At 70.1% G+C, this 18,251-nt stretch carries 16 protein-coding genes; 8 read left to right on the top strand and 8 right to left on the bottom strand.

Annotation, left to right across the window (positions count from 1 at the left end; genetic code table 11):
* Positions 1–30 precede the first annotated feature (30 nt).
* Both ACFUO4_RS01740 and ACFUO4_RS01735 read left to right on the top strand, forming a co-directional pair.
* Positions 31–930: an NmrA family NAD(P)-binding protein gene (locus ACFUO4_RS01740; protein WP_383478717.1), complete on the top strand. Its 900-nt coding sequence runs from the start codon at positions 31–33 to the stop codon at positions 928–930.
* Between the two features lie 134 nt (positions 931–1,064).
* Positions 1,065–1,229, top strand: coding sequence for a twin-arginine translocase TatA/TatE family subunit (locus ACFUO4_RS01735; RefSeq protein ID WP_059190718.1), 165 nt, complete (start codon positions 1,065–1,067; stop codon positions 1,227–1,229).
* Between the two features lie 49 nt (positions 1,230–1,278).
* On the opposite strand, the gene ACFUO4_RS01730 is transcribed toward ACFUO4_RS01735, so the two are convergent.
* The 3 genes from ACFUO4_RS01730 to ACFUO4_RS01720 form a co-directional block, all read right to left on the bottom strand.
* Positions 1,279–2,298 carry a hemolysin family protein gene (locus ACFUO4_RS01730; protein WP_383478713.1) on the bottom strand — a complete coding sequence of 340 codons (1,020 nt, stop codon included), beginning with the start codon at positions 2,296–2,298 and terminating at the stop codon, positions 1,279–1,281.
* Positions 2,295–3,623, bottom strand: a complete 1,329-nt coding sequence (locus tag ACFUO4_RS01725; RefSeq protein ID WP_383478711.1) for a hemolysin family protein — start codon at positions 3,621–3,623, stop codon at positions 2,295–2,297. The genes ACFUO4_RS01730 and ACFUO4_RS01725 overlap by 4 nt, the downstream gene beginning before the upstream one ends.
* Positions 3,624–3,829: 206 nt before the next feature.
* Positions 3,830–4,405, bottom strand: coding sequence for a TerD family protein (locus ACFUO4_RS01720; RefSeq protein WP_383478708.1), 576 nt, complete (start codon positions 4,403–4,405; stop codon positions 3,830–3,832).
* Positions 4,406–4,520: 115 nt separating this feature from the next.
* Between ACFUO4_RS01720 and ACFUO4_RS01715 the strand changes: the two genes are divergently transcribed.
* Together ACFUO4_RS01715 and ACFUO4_RS01710 are read left to right on the top strand one after the other, a co-directional pair.
* The gene (locus ACFUO4_RS01715) at positions 4,521–4,943 is read left to right on the top strand and encodes a BlaI/MecI/CopY family transcriptional regulator (protein ID WP_079309171.1); all 423 of its coding nucleotides are present in this window, start codon (positions 4,521–4,523) and stop codon (positions 4,941–4,943) included.
* Positions 4,944–4,949: 6 nt separating this feature from the next.
* Positions 4,950–5,888 carry a M56 family metallopeptidase gene (locus tag ACFUO4_RS01710; protein WP_383478705.1) on the top strand — a complete coding sequence of 313 codons (939 nt, stop codon included), beginning with the start codon at positions 4,950–4,952 and terminating at the stop codon, positions 5,886–5,888.
* 33 nt (positions 5,889–5,921) lie between these two features.
* Here the strand turns inward: ACFUO4_RS01710 and ACFUO4_RS01705 are convergent, their stop codons facing one another.
* The 4 genes from ACFUO4_RS01705 to ACFUO4_RS01690 form a co-directional block, all read right to left on the bottom strand.
* Positions 5,922–6,905, bottom strand: coding sequence for a sporulation protein (locus ACFUO4_RS01705; RefSeq protein WP_383478702.1), 984 nt, complete (start codon positions 6,903–6,905; stop codon positions 5,922–5,924).
* Between the two features lie 150 nt (positions 6,906–7,055).
* Positions 7,056–8,093: an SDR family oxidoreductase gene (locus ACFUO4_RS01700; protein ID WP_383478700.1), complete on the bottom strand. Its 1,038-nt coding sequence runs from the start codon at positions 8,091–8,093 to the stop codon at positions 7,056–7,058.
* A gap of 11 nt (positions 8,094–8,104) precedes the next feature.
* Positions 8,105–8,824, bottom strand: coding sequence for a DUF998 domain-containing protein (locus ACFUO4_RS01695; RefSeq protein ID WP_383478697.1), 720 nt, complete (start codon positions 8,822–8,824; stop codon positions 8,105–8,107).
* Entirely contained in the window at positions 8,821–9,870 is a 1,050-nt protein-coding gene (locus ACFUO4_RS01690) for an aldo/keto reductase (protein ID WP_383478694.1), read from the bottom strand. Before ACFUO4_RS01690 ends, ACFUO4_RS01695 begins: the two co-directional genes overlap by 4 nt.
* A 75-nt stretch (positions 9,871–9,945) precedes the next feature.
* On the opposite strand from ACFUO4_RS01690, the gene ACFUO4_RS01685 reads away from it, so the two are divergent.
* Positions 9,946–10,482 carry a TetR/AcrR family transcriptional regulator gene (locus ACFUO4_RS01685; RefSeq protein ID WP_383478691.1) on the top strand — a complete coding sequence of 179 codons (537 nt, stop codon included), beginning with the start codon at positions 9,946–9,948 and terminating at the stop codon, positions 10,480–10,482.
* 183 nt (positions 10,483–10,665) lie between these two features.
* On the top strand, positions 10,666–11,292 hold the full coding sequence (locus tag ACFUO4_RS01680; protein ID WP_079309176.1) for a TetR/AcrR family transcriptional regulator: 627 nt from the start codon (positions 10,666–10,668) through the stop codon (positions 11,290–11,292).
* A 182-nt stretch (positions 11,293–11,474) separates the two neighbouring features.
* Here ACFUO4_RS01680 and ACFUO4_RS01675 read toward each other — a convergent pair whose 3' ends face one another.
* Positions 11,475–13,217: a glycoside hydrolase family 6 protein gene (locus ACFUO4_RS01675; protein WP_383478688.1), complete on the bottom strand. Its 1,743-nt coding sequence runs from the start codon at positions 13,215–13,217 to the stop codon at positions 11,475–11,477.
* Positions 13,218–13,820: 603 nt separating this feature from the next.
* Between ACFUO4_RS01675 and ACFUO4_RS01670 the strand changes: the two genes are divergently transcribed.
* Positions 13,821–16,739 (top strand): glycoside hydrolase family 48 protein, encoded by a 2,919-nt coding sequence (locus ACFUO4_RS01670; RefSeq protein ID WP_383478685.1) that lies wholly within the window; start codon positions 13,821–13,823, stop codon positions 16,737–16,739.
* Positions 16,740–16,985: 246 nt separating this feature from the next.
* Positions 16,986–18,119, top strand: coding sequence for a cellulose binding domain-containing protein (locus ACFUO4_RS01665; protein WP_383478682.1), 1,134 nt, complete (start codon positions 16,986–16,988; stop codon positions 18,117–18,119).
* The last annotated feature ends 132 nt before the right edge of the window (positions 18,120–18,251 follow it).

Genomic DNA, 18,251 nt, shown 5'->3' with positions numbered 1-18,251 from the left:
ACCCACCGACCATCCCGGGTGGAGGACGACATGACCACAGACCGCTTGGTCGTTGTGACCGGTGCGACCGGTCGGCAGGGCGGCGCCACCGCGCACCGGCTCCTGGCGGCCGGCAGGCCGGTGCGAGCTCTCGTGCGGGACACGACCGCCCCCGCCGCCAAGACGCTTGAGGCCGCGGGAGCGCAGCTCGTGCGCGGCGACCTCGACGACCCGTCGAGTCTGCCCGCGGCGCTGGAGGGAGCAGCGGCACTGTTCGCCGTACCGCCCGTGGCGGTCGGGCCGACCGGGCTCGACACGAAGCGGGAGTTCGCCCGTGGGCGGGCACTGGCCGACGCCGCGGCCCTGGTGGGAGTCGGGCACGTCGTGTTCACGGGGGTCGCGTCCACGCCGGGCCGTCCGGGAGGCTCCGAGGTGAAGAAGCGCGTAGAGGACCATCTGCGGGAGCGGATCCGGTCGGTGACCGTGCTGCGCCCCGTGCGGTTCATGTCGAACTATCTCGGGTCGACGGCCATCGGCATCGACGGCATCACCGGCGGTATGCACCGGCACATCTTCCCGCCGGACGAGCCTGCCCAGATCATCGCGGTGGAGGACATCGCCGAGTTCGCGGCGCTGGCCTTCGACCAGCCTGACCGGTTCGCGGGACGGAGCCTGGAGCTGGCCGGCGACGCACCTACCCCGGCCGCGGCGGTCGCCGCGATCAGCGAGGCCACGGGTGTCGCCATGCGCTACGAGCAGATCACCCACACCGAGGCGACCGCCCTCAACCCCGAGATCGCCCAGGCGTGGGAACGCTGGGCGGCCGGATCACGCTGGCACGCCGACATCGAGGCGCTGCGGGTCATCCATCCCGGACTGCGTACGCTCGCGGACTGGCTCGCCGAATCCGGCGCCGCCCTGCTGCGGAAGCGACTCCGCGACACCGCCTAGCCAAGGGGGTGACTTGTGAAGGGAGCAGCCCCGCCGGCCAACGCGGCTGGAAGGCGGGCTTGTTGAACGATCACATTCAGGAGAGACTTCTACAGCACTGTAGACACTATCGCCTCGCCGGGAGAGCAGCCCTGATGTTCGGCATGAGTGAACTGGCCCTGATCCTTCTCGTCGTGGTGGTGGTCCTCGGCATCAAGAAACTGCCCGAGCTGACGCGTTCGGCGGGCAAGGCCGCCCGGATCTTCAAGAGCGAGGCGAAGGCGCTCAAGGAACAGGACGAGCCCCCGACGCGCACCTGACCCCCGGTGGCGCCCCGAGCCCCTGCCCGGACGCCACCGATGCAGACGATCAGGCCGACTGCGGCTGCAGATAGCGGGCGAGCAGGTCGTCCAGCGTCACCATGCCCGTCAGGCGACCGGACCCGTCCCGCACGACGGCCAGTGAGGCACGGCGTCCGCGCAGCACCTCGATCGCGTCCCCGACCGTGGTCTCCTCCGCCAGCTCCGGCACCGGTCGCGCCAGTGCCCGGGCGACGGCGGTACGGCCCCGCGCGCGGGCCACGAGGGCGTCGCGGGCGTGCACCGAGCCGACGACGGTGTCCCCGTCACGGACCAGCAGCCGGGTGCGGTCGTCGGCGTCGGCCACCCGAAGGATCTCCTCGATGCCGGCGTCCCCGGCGACCGAGGTGATCCGGGCGGCCGGGATCTGGAGGTCGACGACGGGTGTCTCGGGCTCGACGAGCGAGCGGGTGAGCAGCTCCGAGTCGGTCTCGCTGATCAGCCCGAGCCGCTCGGACTCCTCGACGAGATGCGTGAGTTGCTCGCGGTTGTGGACCGAGGCCAGCTCGTCACGCGGGGTCACCCGGCACAGTCGTACGAGTGCGTTGCTGATCCGGTTGAGGACGCCGATCAGTGGTCGTACGACCTTGACCACGGCCCGGAACGGGGGCGAGAGCAGCATCGCGGAGCGCTCGGGGTGGGCGATGGCCCAGGACTTGGGGGCCATTTCGCCGACCACCATGTGCAGGAACACGACCACGATCATGGCCACGGCGAAGGCGATGCCGTAGCTGACGGCGCTGGGCAGGCCCAACTTGTGCAGCAGCGGGTCGAGTTCATGGGAGATGGCGGGCTTGGAGACCGAGCCCAGGCCCAGGGTGCAGACGGTGATGCCGAGTTGGGCGCCCGCCAGCATCAGCGACAGCTCCCGCATCCCGGCGAGCGCCGCTTTCGCGCCGCCGCGGCCTTCGGCGGCCGCCTTCTCCACGCGGTGCCGTTTGGCGGCGACGAGCGCGAACTCGGCGGCGACGAAGAAGCCGCTGCCGATCAGCAGCAGTACGGTGACGAAGAGCGCCATCGGGAAGCTCATGCCGGCTCCTCCGCCGTCTGCTGGATGCGGACCCGCTCCGGTACGTGTCGGTCGAGGGTGCGTACGTCGATCAGGGCGCGACCCCCGTCGGCGAGGTCGACGGTGAGCCGGTCACCGACGGCCGGGAAGCGGCCGAGGCGGTCCACGATCAGACCGGCCACGGTGTCGTAGTCCTCTTCCTCGGGCAGTTCGATGCCGGTGGCCTCGGCGACCTCGTCGAGGCGGCGGCCGGCGTCCACCAGCCAGCCCTCGCCGTCAGACACGGCCACCTCGATGACCTTGTCGGTCTCGTCGGCGATGTCACCGACCAGTTCCTCGGCGATGTCCTCGTAGGTGACGATGCCGGCCACGCCGCCGTGCTCGTCGAGGACGACCGCGAACTCGTCGTCGGCCGCGCGCATCTGCTCCACGGCCTCCGGCAGCGGCAGGGTGTCGGGCAGCAGCAGCGGACGTCGGGCGACGGCACCCGCGGGGGTGTCGGTGAGCGCGTCGGCGGGCAGTCGCATCAGCTCGCGCACGCCCAGCACGCCGGACACGTCGTCGGGGTGGTCACCGAGGACCGGGTAGTTCGAGTGGCCGTGTGTGCCGATCAGGCCGACGGCGTCGGCCGCGGTGGCGTCCTTGCGGACGAAGACGGCGTCCACGCGCGGGACCATGACCTCGTCCAGGGTGCGCTCGGAGAACTCCAGCGCATGGTCGATGAGAACAGCGGTGTCCTTGGGCAGCTCGCCCTGCTCATGGGACTCACCGATCAGATGGCCGAGCTCCTCCAGGGTGGCGCCGTGGTGCAGTTCCTCGACGGGCTCGATGCCGGCCTTGCGCAGCAGCCGGTTGGCGGCGCCGTCGAAGATGTGCACGACCGGTCCGACGGCCTTGAGATAGGTCAGGGTCGATCCCGCCAGCGACTTGGCCAGGCGTTCCGGCACCGCGATCGCGAGGTTCTTCGGCGCCAGCTCGCCCAGCACCATCTGCACGACCGTTGCGCCCACGAAGGCGAGGACGACCGAGACGCCGCCGACCACGCCCTCGGGGATGCCGATGCCGGTCAGCACGGGCTTGAGCAGGGCGGACACGGACGGTTCGGCGATGAAGCCGACGACCAGGCCGGTGACGGTGATGCCGAGCTGGGCGCCGGACAGCATGAACGACAGCCGCTCCAGCACCTTCAGGGCTCGGGCGGCTTTCCTGTCACCGGCCTCGGCCTCACGGGACAGGGCCAGCCGGTCGGCGGAGACGTACGCGAACTCCTGGGCGACGAAATAGCCGGTACCGGCGGTCAGCACCAGGACGGCCAGAACGCCGAGCCAGGCTTCCACGGCACTCACAGAACACCACCCCGCCCTGTGCCGTGCTCAGGAGAGTCCTGGCGGGATGGTCGGGGACTGTGCCCCGAGGGGTCCGTCGGGCTGGCGGACACGGTCGGTACTCCTCCAAGGGTGAGCGGATCAGGTAAACGATTCTGGCCACATTCCGGTTCCGGGCGCCTCCCGGCCCGCACCGCGGGCGCCGGCCGGGCGGTGCCCGTGGTGCGTCAGACGTTGACGCCGAAGTCGGAGGCGATGCCGGCCAGGCCGGAGGCGTAGCCCTGGCCGACCGCGCGGAACTTCCATTCGGCTCCGCTCCGGTAGAGCTCGCCGAAGACCATCGCGGTCTCGGTCGAGGCGTCCTCGGAGAGGTCGTAGCGGGCGATCTCCGCGCCGCCCGCCTGGTTCACAACCCGTATGAAGGCGTTGCGGACCTGACCGAAGCTCTGGCCGCGGTTCTCGGCGTCGTGGATGGAGACCGGGAACACGATCTTGTCGACCTCGGCCGGTACGGCGGCGAGGCTCACCTTGACGCTCTCGTCGTCGCCCTCGCCCTCACCGGTGAGGTTGTCGCCGGTGTGCTCGACGGAGCCGTCCGGGCTGCGCAGGTTGTTGTAGAAGACGAAGTGCTGGTCGGACAGGACCTTGCCCGAGGCGTCCAGGAGCAGCGCGGAGGCGTCGAGGTCGTAGTCGGTGCCCGTGGTGGTGCGCACGTCCCAGCCGAGCCCGACCACAACCGCCGTGAGGCCCGGCGCCTCCTTGCTGAGCGAGACGTTGCCGCCTTTGGACAGGGAAACTCCCATGGTGCTCTCCTTCTCCATCGTCAGCGGCGTACTCGTCGCGCGCCGCGGAGGAACGTTCCGACAGCCTATCTTCTACACTCCTGTAGATAGAGGCCGCCTCTACGATGGACCGCTCATGAACCGCGGTGCGGCGGAAGGGAGAGAAGGCGTGACGAACCAGCGGCAGCGGCGCCCGCGCCGGGGACAGGGCGAGTTGGAAGGGCTGGTCCTGTCTGCTCTGCGGGAGGCGGACGGCCCTCAGACGGCCGGCTCGGTGCAGGAGCGGCTCGGCGGCGGCCTGGCCTACACGACGGTGATCACGATCCTGACCCGGCTGCTGGCCAAGGGAGTGGTCACCCGTGAGCGAGCGGGCCGTTCCTTCGTCTGGACGCCGGTGTCCGACCATGCCGGACTCGCCGCGCACAAGATGCGCAGGCTGCTGGACGGCGAGAGCGACCGGGAAGCGGTCCTCGCCAGCTTCGTCACCTCGCTGGAGCCAGGGGACGAGCGCCTCCTGAGGGAACTGCTGGGTCGCGCGAAGGAAGAAGGGGAAAACTGAAGCCTCATGGGGGTGTTCGTCTTTCTTCCACTGGTCCTGCCGCTCACGGCATGGCCGATCGCCCGCCTCGCCGACCGGCATCTGCACCCGAGGGCCGCCACTCGGCTGCTGACCGCACTGGCAGGAGTCATGGCCGTGTGCAGCACCGTGTGCCTGGGTCTGCTGATGGTGGTGGGCACGGCCCAACTGCCCGGCAACCCGCTGCCCGACGGCTGGTCCGACCCGGAGGTGCGGGCGGCGGTGCCGTACGACGGGATCGCCGGCCGGGCAGCCGTACCGGCACTGCTCGCGGTGGTCGCCGCGTGCGCGGTCACCCTGGCGCGGCACCGGCGTCTGACCCGCAGCGCTCACCAGGCGCTGGCCGGGCTGCCGCGCACCGAGGTGGCCGTCCTGCCCGACGCGGAGCCCTATGCGTACGCGCTGCCCGGCGGGGCCGCGTCACAGGACCGGGTCGTCGTGTCGACGGCGATGCTGACCTGCCTCGAACCGGCCGAACGCCGCGCCCTGTTCGCCCATGAGCGCGCCCATCTCGCCGCCCGCCACCACCGCCATCTGCTCGCGGTACGCCTGGCGGCACAGGCCAACCCGTTCCTGCACCCGCTGCGCAAGGCCGTCTCCTATGCGGCCGAGCGCTGGGCGGACGAGGAAGCGGCCGAGACGGTCGGCAGCCGTCGCATCGTGGCCCGCGCGATCGGCAAGGCGGCGCTCGTCTCCCGAGGCACTCCTGTCCCGACGCTCGCCGGTCTCGCCGCCCCCGGCCCGGTGCCACGCCGCGTGGCAGCGCTGCTCGGCCCGGCGCCCACGGCCCGTACCTGGCCGTCCGCGTTCACCGCCGTGGGCATGGCGGCGTGGACGGCCGCCGCCGGCACGGCCGTATCGGCGATGTCGTCCGCCAACTCCGCGCTCACGCTGGCTGTCCTGCTGCACGCGGCGACGCCCCTGTAGCGGGGCGCCGCCGGGCAGCGGGTGGTGCAGGGGTCAGTCCTCGTCCTCCCCCTCCTCTTCCTCGAAGAAGTCGCCGATCTCGTCGACGACTTCGGCGGCCACCATGCCGCCGACGACGCCGACGGCCAGTCCCGCCGCACCGGCGGCGACCGCGGTGCCGACGCCGGGGCCGGAGCGGTGGTGGTCGTCATGGTCGTGGTGTCCGCCGTAAGGGCCCTCGTGCCCGTACGACGCGTGCGATCCGTACGACGCCCGGTGCTCGACCAACTGCCGGATCCAGCCGTCGACTTCCGTGTTCCAGTCACGGTCGTCGTGGTGCCCGACCGTGAAGCGGGTGAGCGTGTCGTGGCCCTCGGAGAGGAGACCGCCGCGCTTGTCGGCCTCCAGGACCACCTCCAGGCCGGCCGGGCTCGCGAGGAAGGTGAGCTCGATCTCGTTGACCTGGTGGGCGTATTGCGGGGCCGGGGTGAGCTCGATCTCCTGGTAGAAGGGGAGTTGCTGGCCCGTGCCGCCGATACGGCCGTACTCCAGGTCTGCGGAGCGGAAGCCGAAGCCGAGTTGGCCGAGGGCTTCCAGGATCGCCTCCTGGGCGGGCAGCGGGGCCACGGTGAGCTGGTCGAGGTCGCCCTTGTCCTTGGCGCCGGTGACGGACAGTTCGGTGCGCACCCCCAGCACGATGCCCAGTGGCTGGCCGTACAGCTCGCTCACCGGTGTCTCCCAGGGCAGCGTCACGCTGAACGGCACGGACCGCTCCTCGCCCACGCCGAGCCGGAAGCCGCCCCCGGCGACGAACCGGTCGAAGGCGACCGTCCCCTCGCTCTCGCCCTCGTCGTGCTCGGCCTCGACCCGGGCCACCAGTTCCAGGGCGATGTGCTCGATGTCGAAGTCGACGTTGCCGCCCTTGAGACGGACCTGCCCGGTGAGTGTGCCGCCGGGGCGGACCGCGCCGGGATCGAGGACCGTGTCGACCGTGGGGCCGCCCACACCGAGCGAGCCGAGCAGCCGTTTGAACACCATCGCGGCGTTCACTCCTTCACATCTGGTTTCTACAAGTGCGTAGAAGCATAGGGCGGCCGGATGTGTCGGCAGGGGCATCGCGGCCCTCGGCGCGGGATTGTCCGAAAACCGTCCCGAAGAGGCGATGATCAGCCACGTGACCAGCACGCTTTACGCGCTCTTTGTCGTCTCCCCGATGCCGTGGGCGAGGAGGCTCTCGGCGGTGTCCTCGATGGTGTCGGCGATGGGGCGTGCTCGCCATCCGAGGAGTTTCTCCGCCTTGGCGCTTGTGGCGTCGAGGTCCCGGCCGAGCTGATGGCGGAGCAGGCGCAGTTCCGGGTTCACCAGACCCAGTGCGCGGGCGGCCCACAGGGGCAGTTCACGGGTGGGGGCTTTCGCGGCGCGTGCACCGAGTCGGTCGTGCAGGATGCGGGCGATGTCGATGACGCGCAGGCTGTGCCCGGCGATGGCAAGGAAGCGCTCGCCGGCGGCTGCCGGATCGGTCATCGCGCGCAGATGCAGATCCGCGACGTCCCGGACGTCGACGAAGCCCATCCCGAAGGGCGGACACGCGGGCACCTGTCCTTCGAGCATTCTGCGGACCAGCCGCAGGGAGGGCGGGTCGTCCGGGCCGAGCAGGGGGCCGAGGACTCCTACGGGGTGGACCGCCGCCAGTTCCAGGCCGCCGCCTTCGTCCTGGACGAACTGCCAGGCGGCGCGTTCGGCGAGCGTCTTGGAGCGCTGGTAGGGCGGGATGTCGCTGTCGACGTTTGTCCAGTCGTCCTCGGTGAACGGGGTCGAACGCGGCGGGTGTCCGATTCCGATGGCACCGAAGGCGCTGGTCAGGACCACCCGGCGGACTCCCGCGTCGCGGGCGGCGCGCAGCACGCGCAGGACGCCCTCGCGTGCCGGGATCACCAGGTCGTCGTCGTGGGCCGGCGTGTGGCGCAGGGTCGGCGAGGCGACGTGCAGGACGAACTCGCAGCCGGCTGTGGCGGCCTCCCAGCCTTCGGGCTGCTCGAGATCGGCGCGTACGACGGTGAGGCGGTCGCCGTCGAACGGTGTGGCCGCGTGCAGCGAGGACCGCAGTGCCGGCTCGCGTCGCAGGTCGCGGACCGTGGTGCGGACGGTGTGCCCGGCCTCCAGCAGGGCCTGGACGCACCAGCTTCCGATGAAGCCGGTCCCTCCGGTGACCAGTACGTGTGCCATCTGTCTCTCCATCAGCTGTTGGTGCGTGCGGTGAGGGGGGCCACCGGGTGCGTCGCGCGGTGGCGCTGGGTGGCGGCCACGCTGCTTCCCAGGAGGGCGTGGCCGATCATGATCGGGTAGATGACGGCGCGCTCGAACAGGCCGATGTTCCACATCCAGCCGGTGAACACGTCGGTCATGAAGAGGGGGAACGCGATCAGTCCGGCGGTGCCGAGCGCCGTGCTCGCGATCGAGCGGCGCCGGGTGAGGCCGATGCGGGCGCCGCCGGTTCCGACGGCGATCGCCATGAGGTTGCCGGCGAGCATGACGCCCTGCGCGCCGAAGGTGTGGAAGGCGATGAGGCCGTTGTCGACGTTGGCGTTGGAGCCCTGGAAGATGCCGACGAGTGAGACCCCGGTGCCGGCGAGGACGGCGAGGATCATGATGGTGATCGGGCGTGCCCCCTTGCGCGGGTCGAACACGAGGAACGTGCCGGCGATCAGGAGGGTGCCGTAGACCACCCAGCCGGTGTCCATGACGGCGCCCAGGGGGGAGTTGGCGGCCTGGCCGAACGCGGTCTGCGGCGGGCCGGTCAGGCCGAGGTGGCTGACCCAGTTGTACAGGGGCGAGTACGGCGGGTCCTGCCATGCGGCGGCGGTGACGAACTCGGCGACCCAGGACACGAGCGGACCGAGCAGGATGAGGAGGGCTCCGGCGCGGGCGGCGACGCCGGAGCGGACGATGGGGGTCATGACAGAGCCATCCCGGGCACGCGACGGCGGATGGCCTCCATCTCGGCTTCGTCGGATATGCCCTGCCAGTCGTGACGGGGTGTGTACGGGGCCTCCAGAGCGCGTACGTCGTCGTCGGTCAGCTCGATGTCGAGGGAGGCCACGGCCTCGTCGATCTGGCGGACCGAACCGGCGCCGACCAGCGGCGCGGTGACGACCGGCTGGCGGCGCAGCCAGGCGAGCGCGACCTGCGCCCGGGTGACGCCGTGGGCGGCGGCGACCCTCCCGACGGCGTCGATGATCGCGTGGTTGGACGCCTCCTCGGCCGGCGAATAGAGCAGGTCCGCGTAGGCGCCGTCCGTCTCGGAGCGCGCCGTCGAGCGGGCGTCGTCCCACGCGCGGGCGAGACGGCCGCGGGCCAGCGGCGACCAGATGATCGTGCCCACGCCCTCGTCCAGGCACAGCGGGATCATCTCCCGCTCCTCCTCGCGGGCGAGCAGGTTGTAGTGGTCCTGCATCGACACGAAACGCGCCCAGCCGTGCTGCCTCTGCAGGTGCAGCGCCTTCGCGAACTCCCAGGCGTGCATGGACGAGGCGCCGAGATAGCGGACCTTGCCGGCCTTCACGAGGTCGCTGAGCGCTTCGAGGGTTTCCTCCCAGGGGGTGGCGTGGTCGTTGCGGTGGATCTGGTAGAGGTCGATGTAGTCCGTGCCGAGGCGGCGCAGTGAGTGGTCGACCTCGGTCATGACCGCCTTGCGTGACAGGCCGCGGCCGTTGGGGCCCAGCCGCATCGGGTGGCGCAGCTTCGTGGCGATCACCACGGCATCGCGGTCGGCGAAGTCCTTGAGCGCGCGGCCGAGGATCTCCTCGCTGGAGCCGTTGGAGTACATGTTCGCGGTGTCGAAGAAGTTGATCCCCGCCTCCAGCGCGTGCCTGATGAGCGGGCGCGCGTCCGCTTCGCCCTTCGACCAGACGGGATGCCCGCGGTCGGGTTCGCCGTAGGTCATCGCACCGATCGCGATGGGGGACACGTCGAGGCCGGTCGTGCCGAGCTTGATGTAATGCATGACGCTCCTTAAAGTATGTGGAGAGCTCTCCGGATAACGTAGTGGAGAACTCTCCACTTAGCAACGTGAGGTCCCGTGGTCCGTTCAGACGCCCGTGAGAACAGGGCACGCATCCTCGCCGCCGCACGCGAAGCGCTCGCCGCGGACGGCAGTACGTCGATGAACCAGATCGCCCAGCGCGCCGGCGTCGGCGCCGGCACCCTGTACCGCAACTTCCCCACACGCGAGGCGCTCGTCCTGGCCGTCAACCAGGACGAGGTCGCCCGCATCACCGGCACCGTGTCCGACCTGCTGGCCCGCATGTCCCCGCTGGAAGCCCTCCGGCATTGGACGCTGGACCTCGTCGAGGCCATGCGGCGCAAGCACGGCCTCGGCGACGCACTCACCCCTGCCGTGCACCAGGCGATCAACGAGCAGAGCTACGGCCCGGTCATCGCCGCGATCACCCAGCTCCTCGACGCCGGCAAGAAGGACGGAAGCATCCGTGACGACGCCACGCCCGAGGACTTCCTCCAGCTGACCGGCGCGTTGTGGCGGGCCGCGTCCAGCCCCGTGGACCGGGCCCCCCACATGCTCGCGCTCATCCTCGACGGACTCCGCACCCACCGGTAGGCGAGGGCCGCGCGGTGCCGGAGGACGTCGACTTCCGGGCAGCCGGCGCGCCCGGTCCGCCCTCATACCGGATACGGTGTTGCTGTTATGGAGTCTGCGGAGGAGGCGGGACGTTTCGTGGCAGCAGCTGATCCGAGGCGAGCGGGCACCGCACCGGCGCGGCGTTCTCCTGGGCGCCCGCCCATGCCGCTGGAACGCATGGTCGCCACGGCCCTGCAGATCGTGGACGAGGAGGGCGCCGACGCTCTGTCGATGCGGACGCTGGCCCAGCGTCTGGGCTCGGGCACGGCCACGCTGTACCGGCACTTCGATAGCCGGTCAGCGCTGATCGCCCACGTCGTGGACCGCATGTTCGGCGCTGTGGAACTCAACGGCGACGAGCTCCGGGCGATGTCCTGGCAGCAGGCGCTGCGGACAGGCGCACAGGCCATGTTCGACGCCTTGTCCCGGCACCAGAACGCGGCACGCCTGATGGTCGAGCAGGTTCCCCTGGGGCCGAAGGCGATGGCAGTGCGCGAGCGCTGTGTCGCGGTGCTGCTCGACGGCGGTTTCCCGCCGCGGCAGGCCGCGCACGCGTATGCGACCCTGGCCCGCTACGTTCTCGGCTTTGCCGTACAGGTCAACCGAGAGGGGGGAGCGGGCCAGTCCGACGAGGCACAGGCGGCGGCTCTCTTCCAGAGCGTGGATCCGAACCTGTTCCCGGCGACCCTCACCGTTGCCTCCGAGCTGCCCGTCCCGCTGGAGGAAGAGTTCTCCTTCGGCCTCGAACTTCTCCTCGGCGGACTTGAGCGCCTGCGCGACGAGGGCTGACCGAACCGGCGACGTGCGCCCGCGGGCGCGTCCGCGGGCCGCGGCGTCAGCCGAGAGGCAGCGGACCAGTGGGGTGCGGAGGGTCGGCCCCGCCTGCACCGCTCTTCCGGTCGCAGAGGCACGCCGAGCCGGGGCCGGTCGCTGGACGACCGGCCCCGGCGGCCACTCACCGTGTCACAGGGTTACGGCAGCGGCGGGTAGGCGTTCTGCATGAGCTGCTGGAACTGGGCGGAGAACCAGTGCCCGGCGAGCGGTGCGTTCGGCAGCGCGCCGGTGGGGTTGTTGCCGTTGCGGGCGTTGCCGCCGTACGTCGGGTCGCACATGCGGTCGAAGCCCTTGCCCTCGTCGTTCGGGATGGCGGCGCTGTTGCCGTCGGACTCACCCGGCGGCTTGACCCACACGTAGGCGTCGATCCCGGCGGCGGGCGCCGCGGTGGGTCGCTCGCCGAGTCCGGCGCCGCTCTGGTTGCACCAGTTGCCGGCGTGGATGCGCCGGTCGATGCGGCTGCCGTCGACGTAGGCGTCCACGGAGGTCTGCGGACCGGGGCCGGTGGGCCGGGCGGTGCCGCCCCAGCCGTTGCGGGAGGTGTCGATCAGCATGCCGAGCCCGGAGTCGAATCCGGCTGCCACCAGCTTCTCCCGCAGCCCGAGGGCGAACGACTGCTCGTCCACGTACTGGTTCCAGTCCACCCACTTCGACTGGCGTATCGTCTGCCCGTTCACCGTGTCGGTGACCTTGAAGTTCGGCTCCTTGGCCGGGCTGTAGTTGGCGGTGTTGACGATGAAGCCGGTCACATCGCTCATGCTCGCGCCGTTGGACGTGGCGACCTTGGCGAACTCCTGCACCGACGGACCCAGGTTGCTGTCCCAGCCGAGCCAGCCGTGGTGGCCGGCGTCGATGTAGTTGTAGACGTTGGCCAGGGCACCGAGCTTGTCCAGGGCGTACGAGACGCCCTTCTCGTAGTTGCCGTTGCTCTTCATGGTCACGCACGCGTCGGTGGTGGTGTTGGTGCCGCCCGCGTTGGTGACCAGGTTGGGCAGCGAGTCGGGCTCGATGACGGTGGCGATCCGCAGGCCCGCGTACTTCGACTCGGAGAGGATCGAGACGATCGGGTCGATGTACTGGGACTTGTACTTGTCGAGGTCGTTCGGCCCCAGTTCGCCGTTGGAGGCCAGCGCCGCGCAGTCCCGCCCGGGCAGGTCGTAGATGACCAGCTGGACGACGAGTTCACCGCTGCCCTTCTGCTTCAGCGCCTCGTCCAGGTGAGCGCGCAGGCCCATGCCGCCGTTGACGCCGTTGATGGCGGCGATCCGGTCCAGCCACACCGCGGTGGGCTGGTTGGAGATACGGCTGCCGCCCGGTTCGGCGGCCGCCCTCGCGGACCACTCGGGGTTCACGTACACCTTCGCGCCGACATAGGGGTTGGCGGCCTTCCCGCCCGGTCCGGGATCGGTCGGCCCCGGGTCCGTCGGTCCGGGGTCCGTCGGTCCGGGGTCGGTGGGCCCGCTGTCCACGTTGCAGGTCACGCCGTCGAGCGTGAACGTGGCCGGAATCGCGTTGGTCCCGCTGTAGGACGCCTGGAAACCGAAACTGGCCGAACCACCGGTGGGGATCGTGCCGTTGTAGCTCTCGTTGGCGGCCGTGACGGCGGAGCCGCTCTGGCTGACCTTCGCGTTCCAGCCGTTGCTGATCTTCTGGTTGCCTGCGTACGACCACTTCAGCGACCAACTCGACTTGGCAGCGCCGTTGTTGGTGATCGTGACGGCGGCGGTGAAGCCGGTGTCCCACTGGTTCTGCACCTTGTAGTCCACGGTGCAGGGCGCGGCCGCCGTGCTGGCGCCGGCCGGGGCAGCGATGAGCGCGGCGCCCGATGTGCCGGTGAGCAGGGCCAGCGCGGTGAGCAGTGACATTCTCGTGCGACTCATGAGGGGAGTCCTTCTCCTTCTGGGTGCGAGCGGCTCCCACGCGGGGAAGTGATCGCAGACCCGGAGCGGTAGGGGGCGACTGCCGCCATCAGGGCATGGGCAGGCGTCCGGGCGAGATGCCGGCGGGGTGGAGCGGTCCCGTCGGATCACCGCACGGCGGCCAACTGCCCGGTGGCGGACAGGCGTTGGTGGTGCCGGCGTGCTGGAAGGCCTGCGATCAGGCGCTGAGAAGCGCTGAAGCGCCGGCCGTAGCCGTAGCCGTCGCCGAATGCGGATTCGGCGACCGACGGCACGCGCCGCAGGCGTCGGCGCGGAAAGGTGCGGTGTGCGGAGGGTGTCGCATGAGCGACTCCTTTCAGCTGGGCGCATTGTGATGGCTGCGCCTAGTGATGGAACCGCTCCCACTGGTGCGAGGGACGCTAGCGCCAACCGCCGTGGTTTCACAGGGTGGTTGCTTAACTTTTTTGTACGCGAAACCCATTCGAACGATTCAACTCCTCAACGTATTGACGCGCACGGTGTCCGTCCCCAAGATGGGAGCGCTCCCACTGGTTCAGGCCTTGATCCCCCACCGAGCCGTGTACGGCAAGGAGGAACCAGCACATGGATCCCGGACGTAAGCGCAGAGCCGCGCGGCGGTTGTGGACCGCCGTGGCGGCCGCGTTCGCCCTGCCCCTGTCGATGCTCGCCGTCACCCCAACCCCTGCTCAGGCGGCAGGTGTTCAGTGCAGCGTCGACTACAAGACCAACGACTGGGGCTCCGGCTTCACCGTCGATCTGACCCTCACCAACCGCGGAACCGACGCCATCAACGGCTGGACCGTGACGTACGGCTACACGGGCAACCAGAAGCTCGTGAACGGCTGGAACGGCACGTGGTCGCAGTCCGGCCAGACGGTCACCGTGCAGAACGCCCCGTACAACGCCACCATCGCCGCAGGCGCCGCGGTGACCGCCGGCGCGCAGTTCGGCTACAGCGGAACCAATGCGGCGCCCACCTCCTTCGCGGTGAACGGCACGCCCTGCAACGGTGCGCACCAGCCCCCGATGACCGTGCTGACCAGCCCCAAGCCGGGCGCCGTCTACACCAAGGGGGACCCGGTCCCGCTCGCGGCGACCGCGGCGGCCGCCGACAACGCCACGATCAGCAAGGTGGAGTTCTACGACGACACCACCCTGCTCGGCACCGACACGAGCGCCCCGTACTCGCTGTCCGTTTCAGATTTGACCGTGGGCAGTCATTCCCTGGTGGCGAAGGCGTACGACAGCCTGGGCGCCTCCGGTGAGTCCACGCCCGTGGGTGTCACCGTCGCGGCGGGACCGGCCCTTGTCGTGTCGCCCGGTCAACTCGCCGTGCAGCAGGGCAAGTCGGGAACCTTCTCTGTGAAGCTCTCCACGCAGCCGGCCTCGAACGTGACCGTGAGCGTGGAGCGTACGAGCGGCAACACCGGACTGTCGGTGACCAGCGGCTCGTCGTTGACCTTCACGCCGTCCAACTGGGACACCGCGCAGCAGGTGACCGTGACCGCGGACTCCTCGGGGACCGGCGCGGCCACGTTCACGGCATCGGCCACCGGCTACGCGAAGGCGGCCGTCACCGTCACGGAGCTGGCCGCGTCCAAGACGTACGACGCGCGCTTCCTGGACCTCTACGGCAAGATCACCAACCCGGCGAACGGTTACTTCTCCCCGCAGGGCATTCCGTACCACTCGGTGGAGACACTGATCGTCGAGGCGCCGGACCAGGGCCACGAGACGACGTCGGAGGCCTACGGCTATCTGCTGTGGCTGCAGGCGATGTACGGCAGGGTCACGGGGGACTGGTCCAAGTTCAACGGTGCGTGGGCGCTGATGGAGAAGTACATGATCCCCACCCATGCCGACCAGCCCACCAGCGGCTCCTACAACGCCTCCAAGCCGGCCACCTACGCGCCGGAGGCGGACACGCCGAACGAGTACCCCGTGAAGCTCGACGCGTCGGTCTCCGTCGGAACGGACCCGATCGCCGGCGAGCTGAAGTCCGCCTACGGCACGGACGACGTCTACGGCATGCACTGGATCGAGGACGTGGACAACGTCTACGGCTTCGGCAACACGCCGGGCGGCAGCTGCGAGGCCGGCCCCACGGCGAGCGGACCGTCGTACATCAACACCTTCCAGCGGGGTCCGCAGGAGTCGGTCTGGGAGACCGTGCCGCAGCCGACCTGCGACGCCTTCAAGTACGGGGGCAAGAACGGCTATCTGGACCTGTTCACCGGTGATAGCTCCTACGCCAAGCAGTGGAAGTACACGGACGCCCCGGACGCCGACGCGCGGGCCGTGCAGGCCGCGTACTGGGCGGACGTCTGGGCGAAGGAACAGGGCAAGGGCGGCGACGTGTCGGCGACCGTCGCCAAGGCGGCCAAGATGGGCGACTACCTGAGGTACGCCATGTTCGACAAGTACTTCAAGAAGATCGGCAACTGCGTGGGCCCGAGCACCTGCCCGGCCGGCACCGGCAAGGACGCCTCGCACTACCTGCTGTCCTGGTACTACGCCTGGGGCGGCGCCGCCGACACCAGCGCCGGCTGGTCCTGGCGGATCGGCTCCAGCCACGCCCACAGCGGCTACCAGAACCCGCTGGCGGCCTACGCGCTGAGCTCCTACGCCGACCTGAAGCCCAAGTCGGCGACGGGCGCGGGTGACTGGAGCAAGTCCCTGCAGCGCCAGATCGAGTTCTACCGGTGGCTGCAGTCGGACGAGGGCGCCATCGCGGGCGGGGCCACCAACAGCTGGCAGGGCCGCTACGCCACGCCGCCGTCGGGTACACCGACCTTCTACGGCATGTACTACGACGAGAAGCCGGTCTACCACGACCCGCCGTCCAACCAGTGGTTCGGGTTCCAGGCGTGGTCGATGGAGCGGGTGGCCGAGCTGTACCAGCAGACGGGGAACGCGCAGGCCAAGGCGGTCCTCGACAAGTGGGTCAAGTGGGCGCTGTCCAAGACCACGATCAACCCGGACGGCACCTACCAGATCCCCTCCACGCTCCAGTGGTCGGGCAAGCCCGACACGTGGAACGCGTCAAGTCCCGGTGCCAACAGCGGACTTCACGTCACCGTCGCCGACTACACCAACGACGTCGGGGTGGCCGCCGCGTACGCCAAGACGCTCGCCTACTACGGGGCCAAGTCCGGGGACGCCACGGCCAAGTCGACGGCGAAGGCCCTGCTGGACGGCATGTGGAACAACTACCGGGACAGCCTGGGCATCGCCGTCCCCGAGACCCGCACCGACTACAGCAGGTTCAACGACAGCGTCTACGTGCCGAGCGGCTGGACCGGCACGATGCCCAACGGCGAGGCCATCAACTCCTCGTCGACCTTCCTGTCCCTCCGGTCCTTCTACAAGAACGACCCGGCGTGGTCGAAGATCGAGGCCTACCTGAAGGGCGGCGCCGCCCCCGTCTTCACCTACCACCGGTTCTGGGCCCAGGCCGACATCGCACTGGCCATGGGCTCGTACGCGGAGCTCCTCGAATAGCCCCCGCCACGGCTCCGCGTACCTGACCCCGCCCCAGGCGGACGGGGTCACCTGGCCGGACGGCCCCGCCCCTCGGGGCCGTCCGGCACCTCGAAATCAGTGACGGCGCACCCGAATCGCACGAGAACGCCCCTCACTCCCTTGTCAGGGGCATGCACGCAATCGTGTGTGTCCGAATTTTGGGAGCGCTCCCAAAGCTCTGGCCAACGCTCGGCCACTTCTTGAAAGCACCCGCGGAGGAACGGCATGCAATCCGTACAGCACAAGCCAGGAGCACGAGCCCTGTGGGGCGCCGTGCTCACCACTCTCGTCGCACTCGCCGCGCTGCTCGGCGCGGCTCCCGCCGCGCAGGCCGACACGACGATCTGCGAGGAGTTCGGCTCCACCACCATCCAGGGCCGCTACGTCGTGCAGAACAACCGCTGGGGGACCAGCGCCACCCAGTGCATCTCCGTCACCGACTCCGGCTTCCGGATCACCCAGGCCGACGGCTCGGTCCCCACCAACGGCGCCCCGAAGTCGTACCCCTCCGTCTACAACGGCTGCCACTACACCAACTGCTCGCCCGGCACGAACCTCCCGGCCCGGCTCAGCTCCATCTCCAGCGCGCCCTCGGGCATCTCCTACAGCTATGTGAGCGGTGCGGCCTACGACGCCGCGTACGACATCTGGCTGGACCCGACGCCCCGCACCGACGGGGTGAACCGCACCGAGATCATGATCTGGTTCAACCGGGTGGGCTCCGTGCAGCCGGTGGGTTCGGTCGTCGGCTCCGCCACGGTGGGCGGACGCCAGTGGCAGGTGTGGTCGGGCAACAACGGCGGCAACGACGTCCTGTCCTTCGTCGCTCCGTCGGCGATCGACAGCTGGAACTTCGACGTGATGGACTTCGTCCGCCAGGCCGTCTCCCGCGGACTCGCCCAGGACAATTGGTACCTGACGAGCATTCAGGCGGGCTTCGAGCCCTGGCAGAACGGCGCGGGCCTGGCGGTCAACTCGTTCTCCTCCAGCGTGAACCTCGGCGGCGGCGGCAATGGCGGCGGCGGAGGTACGGGTGGCTCCTCGGCCTGCAAGGTGGCCTACGGCACGAACGTCTGGCAGGGCGGCTTCACGGCGGACGTCACCGTGACCAACACGGGGTCGTCGCCCGTGGACGCGTGGAAACTCGCGTTCACCTTGCCGTCCGGGCAGACCATCACGAGTGCGTGGAGCGCCCAGATCTCACCCTCGTCAGGGGCGGTGACGGCCGGCGGCATGGCCTACAACGCGTCCATCCCGGCGGGCGGCCAGGTCTCCTTCGGGTTCCAGGGCACCTACAACGGAGCCTTCGCCAAGCCGGCCGGGTTCAGCCTGAACGGCACGTCCTGCACCACCGCGTGACGGCACGGGGACGGACGGAACGGTCCCGGCCGTCCTGATGAGCCGTCCTCGTCCCGTCGCGCGTACCCGGCGCCGGGGGGGGGGGCGGGGGCCGCCGGAGAGGCCCCCCCCGGCGCCGCCGGGCGCCCCGCC

The sequence above is a fragment of the Streptomyces sp. NPDC057280 genome (assembly GCF_042668605.1).
Classification (GTDB): Bacteria; Actinomycetota; Actinomycetes; order Streptomycetales; family Streptomycetaceae; genus Streptomyces.
This window is presented reverse-complemented; position numbering and strand designations above follow the sequence as displayed.

Bases quoted from the DNA above. Each gene is read 5' to 3' on its own strand.
- ACFUO4_RS01740 (WP_383478717.1), top strand. From the start codon at position 31: ATGACCACAGACCGCTTGGTCGTTGTGACCGGTGCGACCGGTCGGCAG.
- ACFUO4_RS01735 (WP_059190718.1), top strand. From the start codon at position 1,065: ATGTTCGGCATGAGTGAACTGGCCCTGATCCTTCTCGTCGTGGTGGTG.
- ACFUO4_RS01730 (WP_383478713.1), bottom strand. From the start codon at position 2,298: ATGAGCTTCCCGATGGCGCTCTTCGTCACCGTACTGCTGCTGATCGGC.
- ACFUO4_RS01720 (WP_383478708.1), bottom strand. From the start codon at position 4,405: ATGGGAGTTTCCCTGTCCAAAGGCGGCAACGTCTCGCTCAGCAAGGAG.
- ACFUO4_RS01715 (WP_079309171.1), top strand. From the start codon at position 4,521: ATGAACCGCGGTGCGGCGGAAGGGAGAGAAGGCGTGACGAACCAGCGG.
- ACFUO4_RS01710 (WP_383478705.1), top strand. From the start codon at position 4,950: ATGGGGGTGTTCGTCTTTCTTCCACTGGTCCTGCCGCTCACGGCATGG.
- ACFUO4_RS01705 (WP_383478702.1), bottom strand. From the start codon at position 6,905: ATGGTGTTCAAACGGCTGCTCGGCTCGCTCGGTGTGGGCGGCCCCACG.
- ACFUO4_RS01700 (WP_383478700.1), bottom strand. From the start codon at position 8,093: ATGGCACACGTACTGGTCACCGGAGGGACCGGCTTCATCGGAAGCTGG.
- ACFUO4_RS01695 (WP_383478697.1), bottom strand. From the start codon at position 8,824: ATGACCCCCATCGTCCGCTCCGGCGTCGCCGCCCGCGCCGGAGCCCTC.
- ACFUO4_RS01690 (WP_383478694.1), bottom strand. From the start codon at position 9,870: ATGCATTACATCAAGCTCGGCACGACCGGCCTCGACGTGTCCCCCATC.
- ACFUO4_RS01680 (WP_079309176.1), top strand. From the start codon at position 10,666: ATGCCGCTGGAACGCATGGTCGCCACGGCCCTGCAGATCGTGGACGAG.
- ACFUO4_RS01675 (WP_383478688.1), bottom strand. From the start codon at position 13,217: ATGAGTCGCACGAGAATGTCACTGCTCACCGCGCTGGCCCTGCTCACC.
- ACFUO4_RS01670 (WP_383478685.1), top strand. From the start codon at position 13,821: ATGGATCCCGGACGTAAGCGCAGAGCCGCGCGGCGGTTGTGGACCGCC.
- ACFUO4_RS01665 (WP_383478682.1), top strand. From the start codon at position 16,986: ATGCAATCCGTACAGCACAAGCCAGGAGCACGAGCCCTGTGGGGCGCC.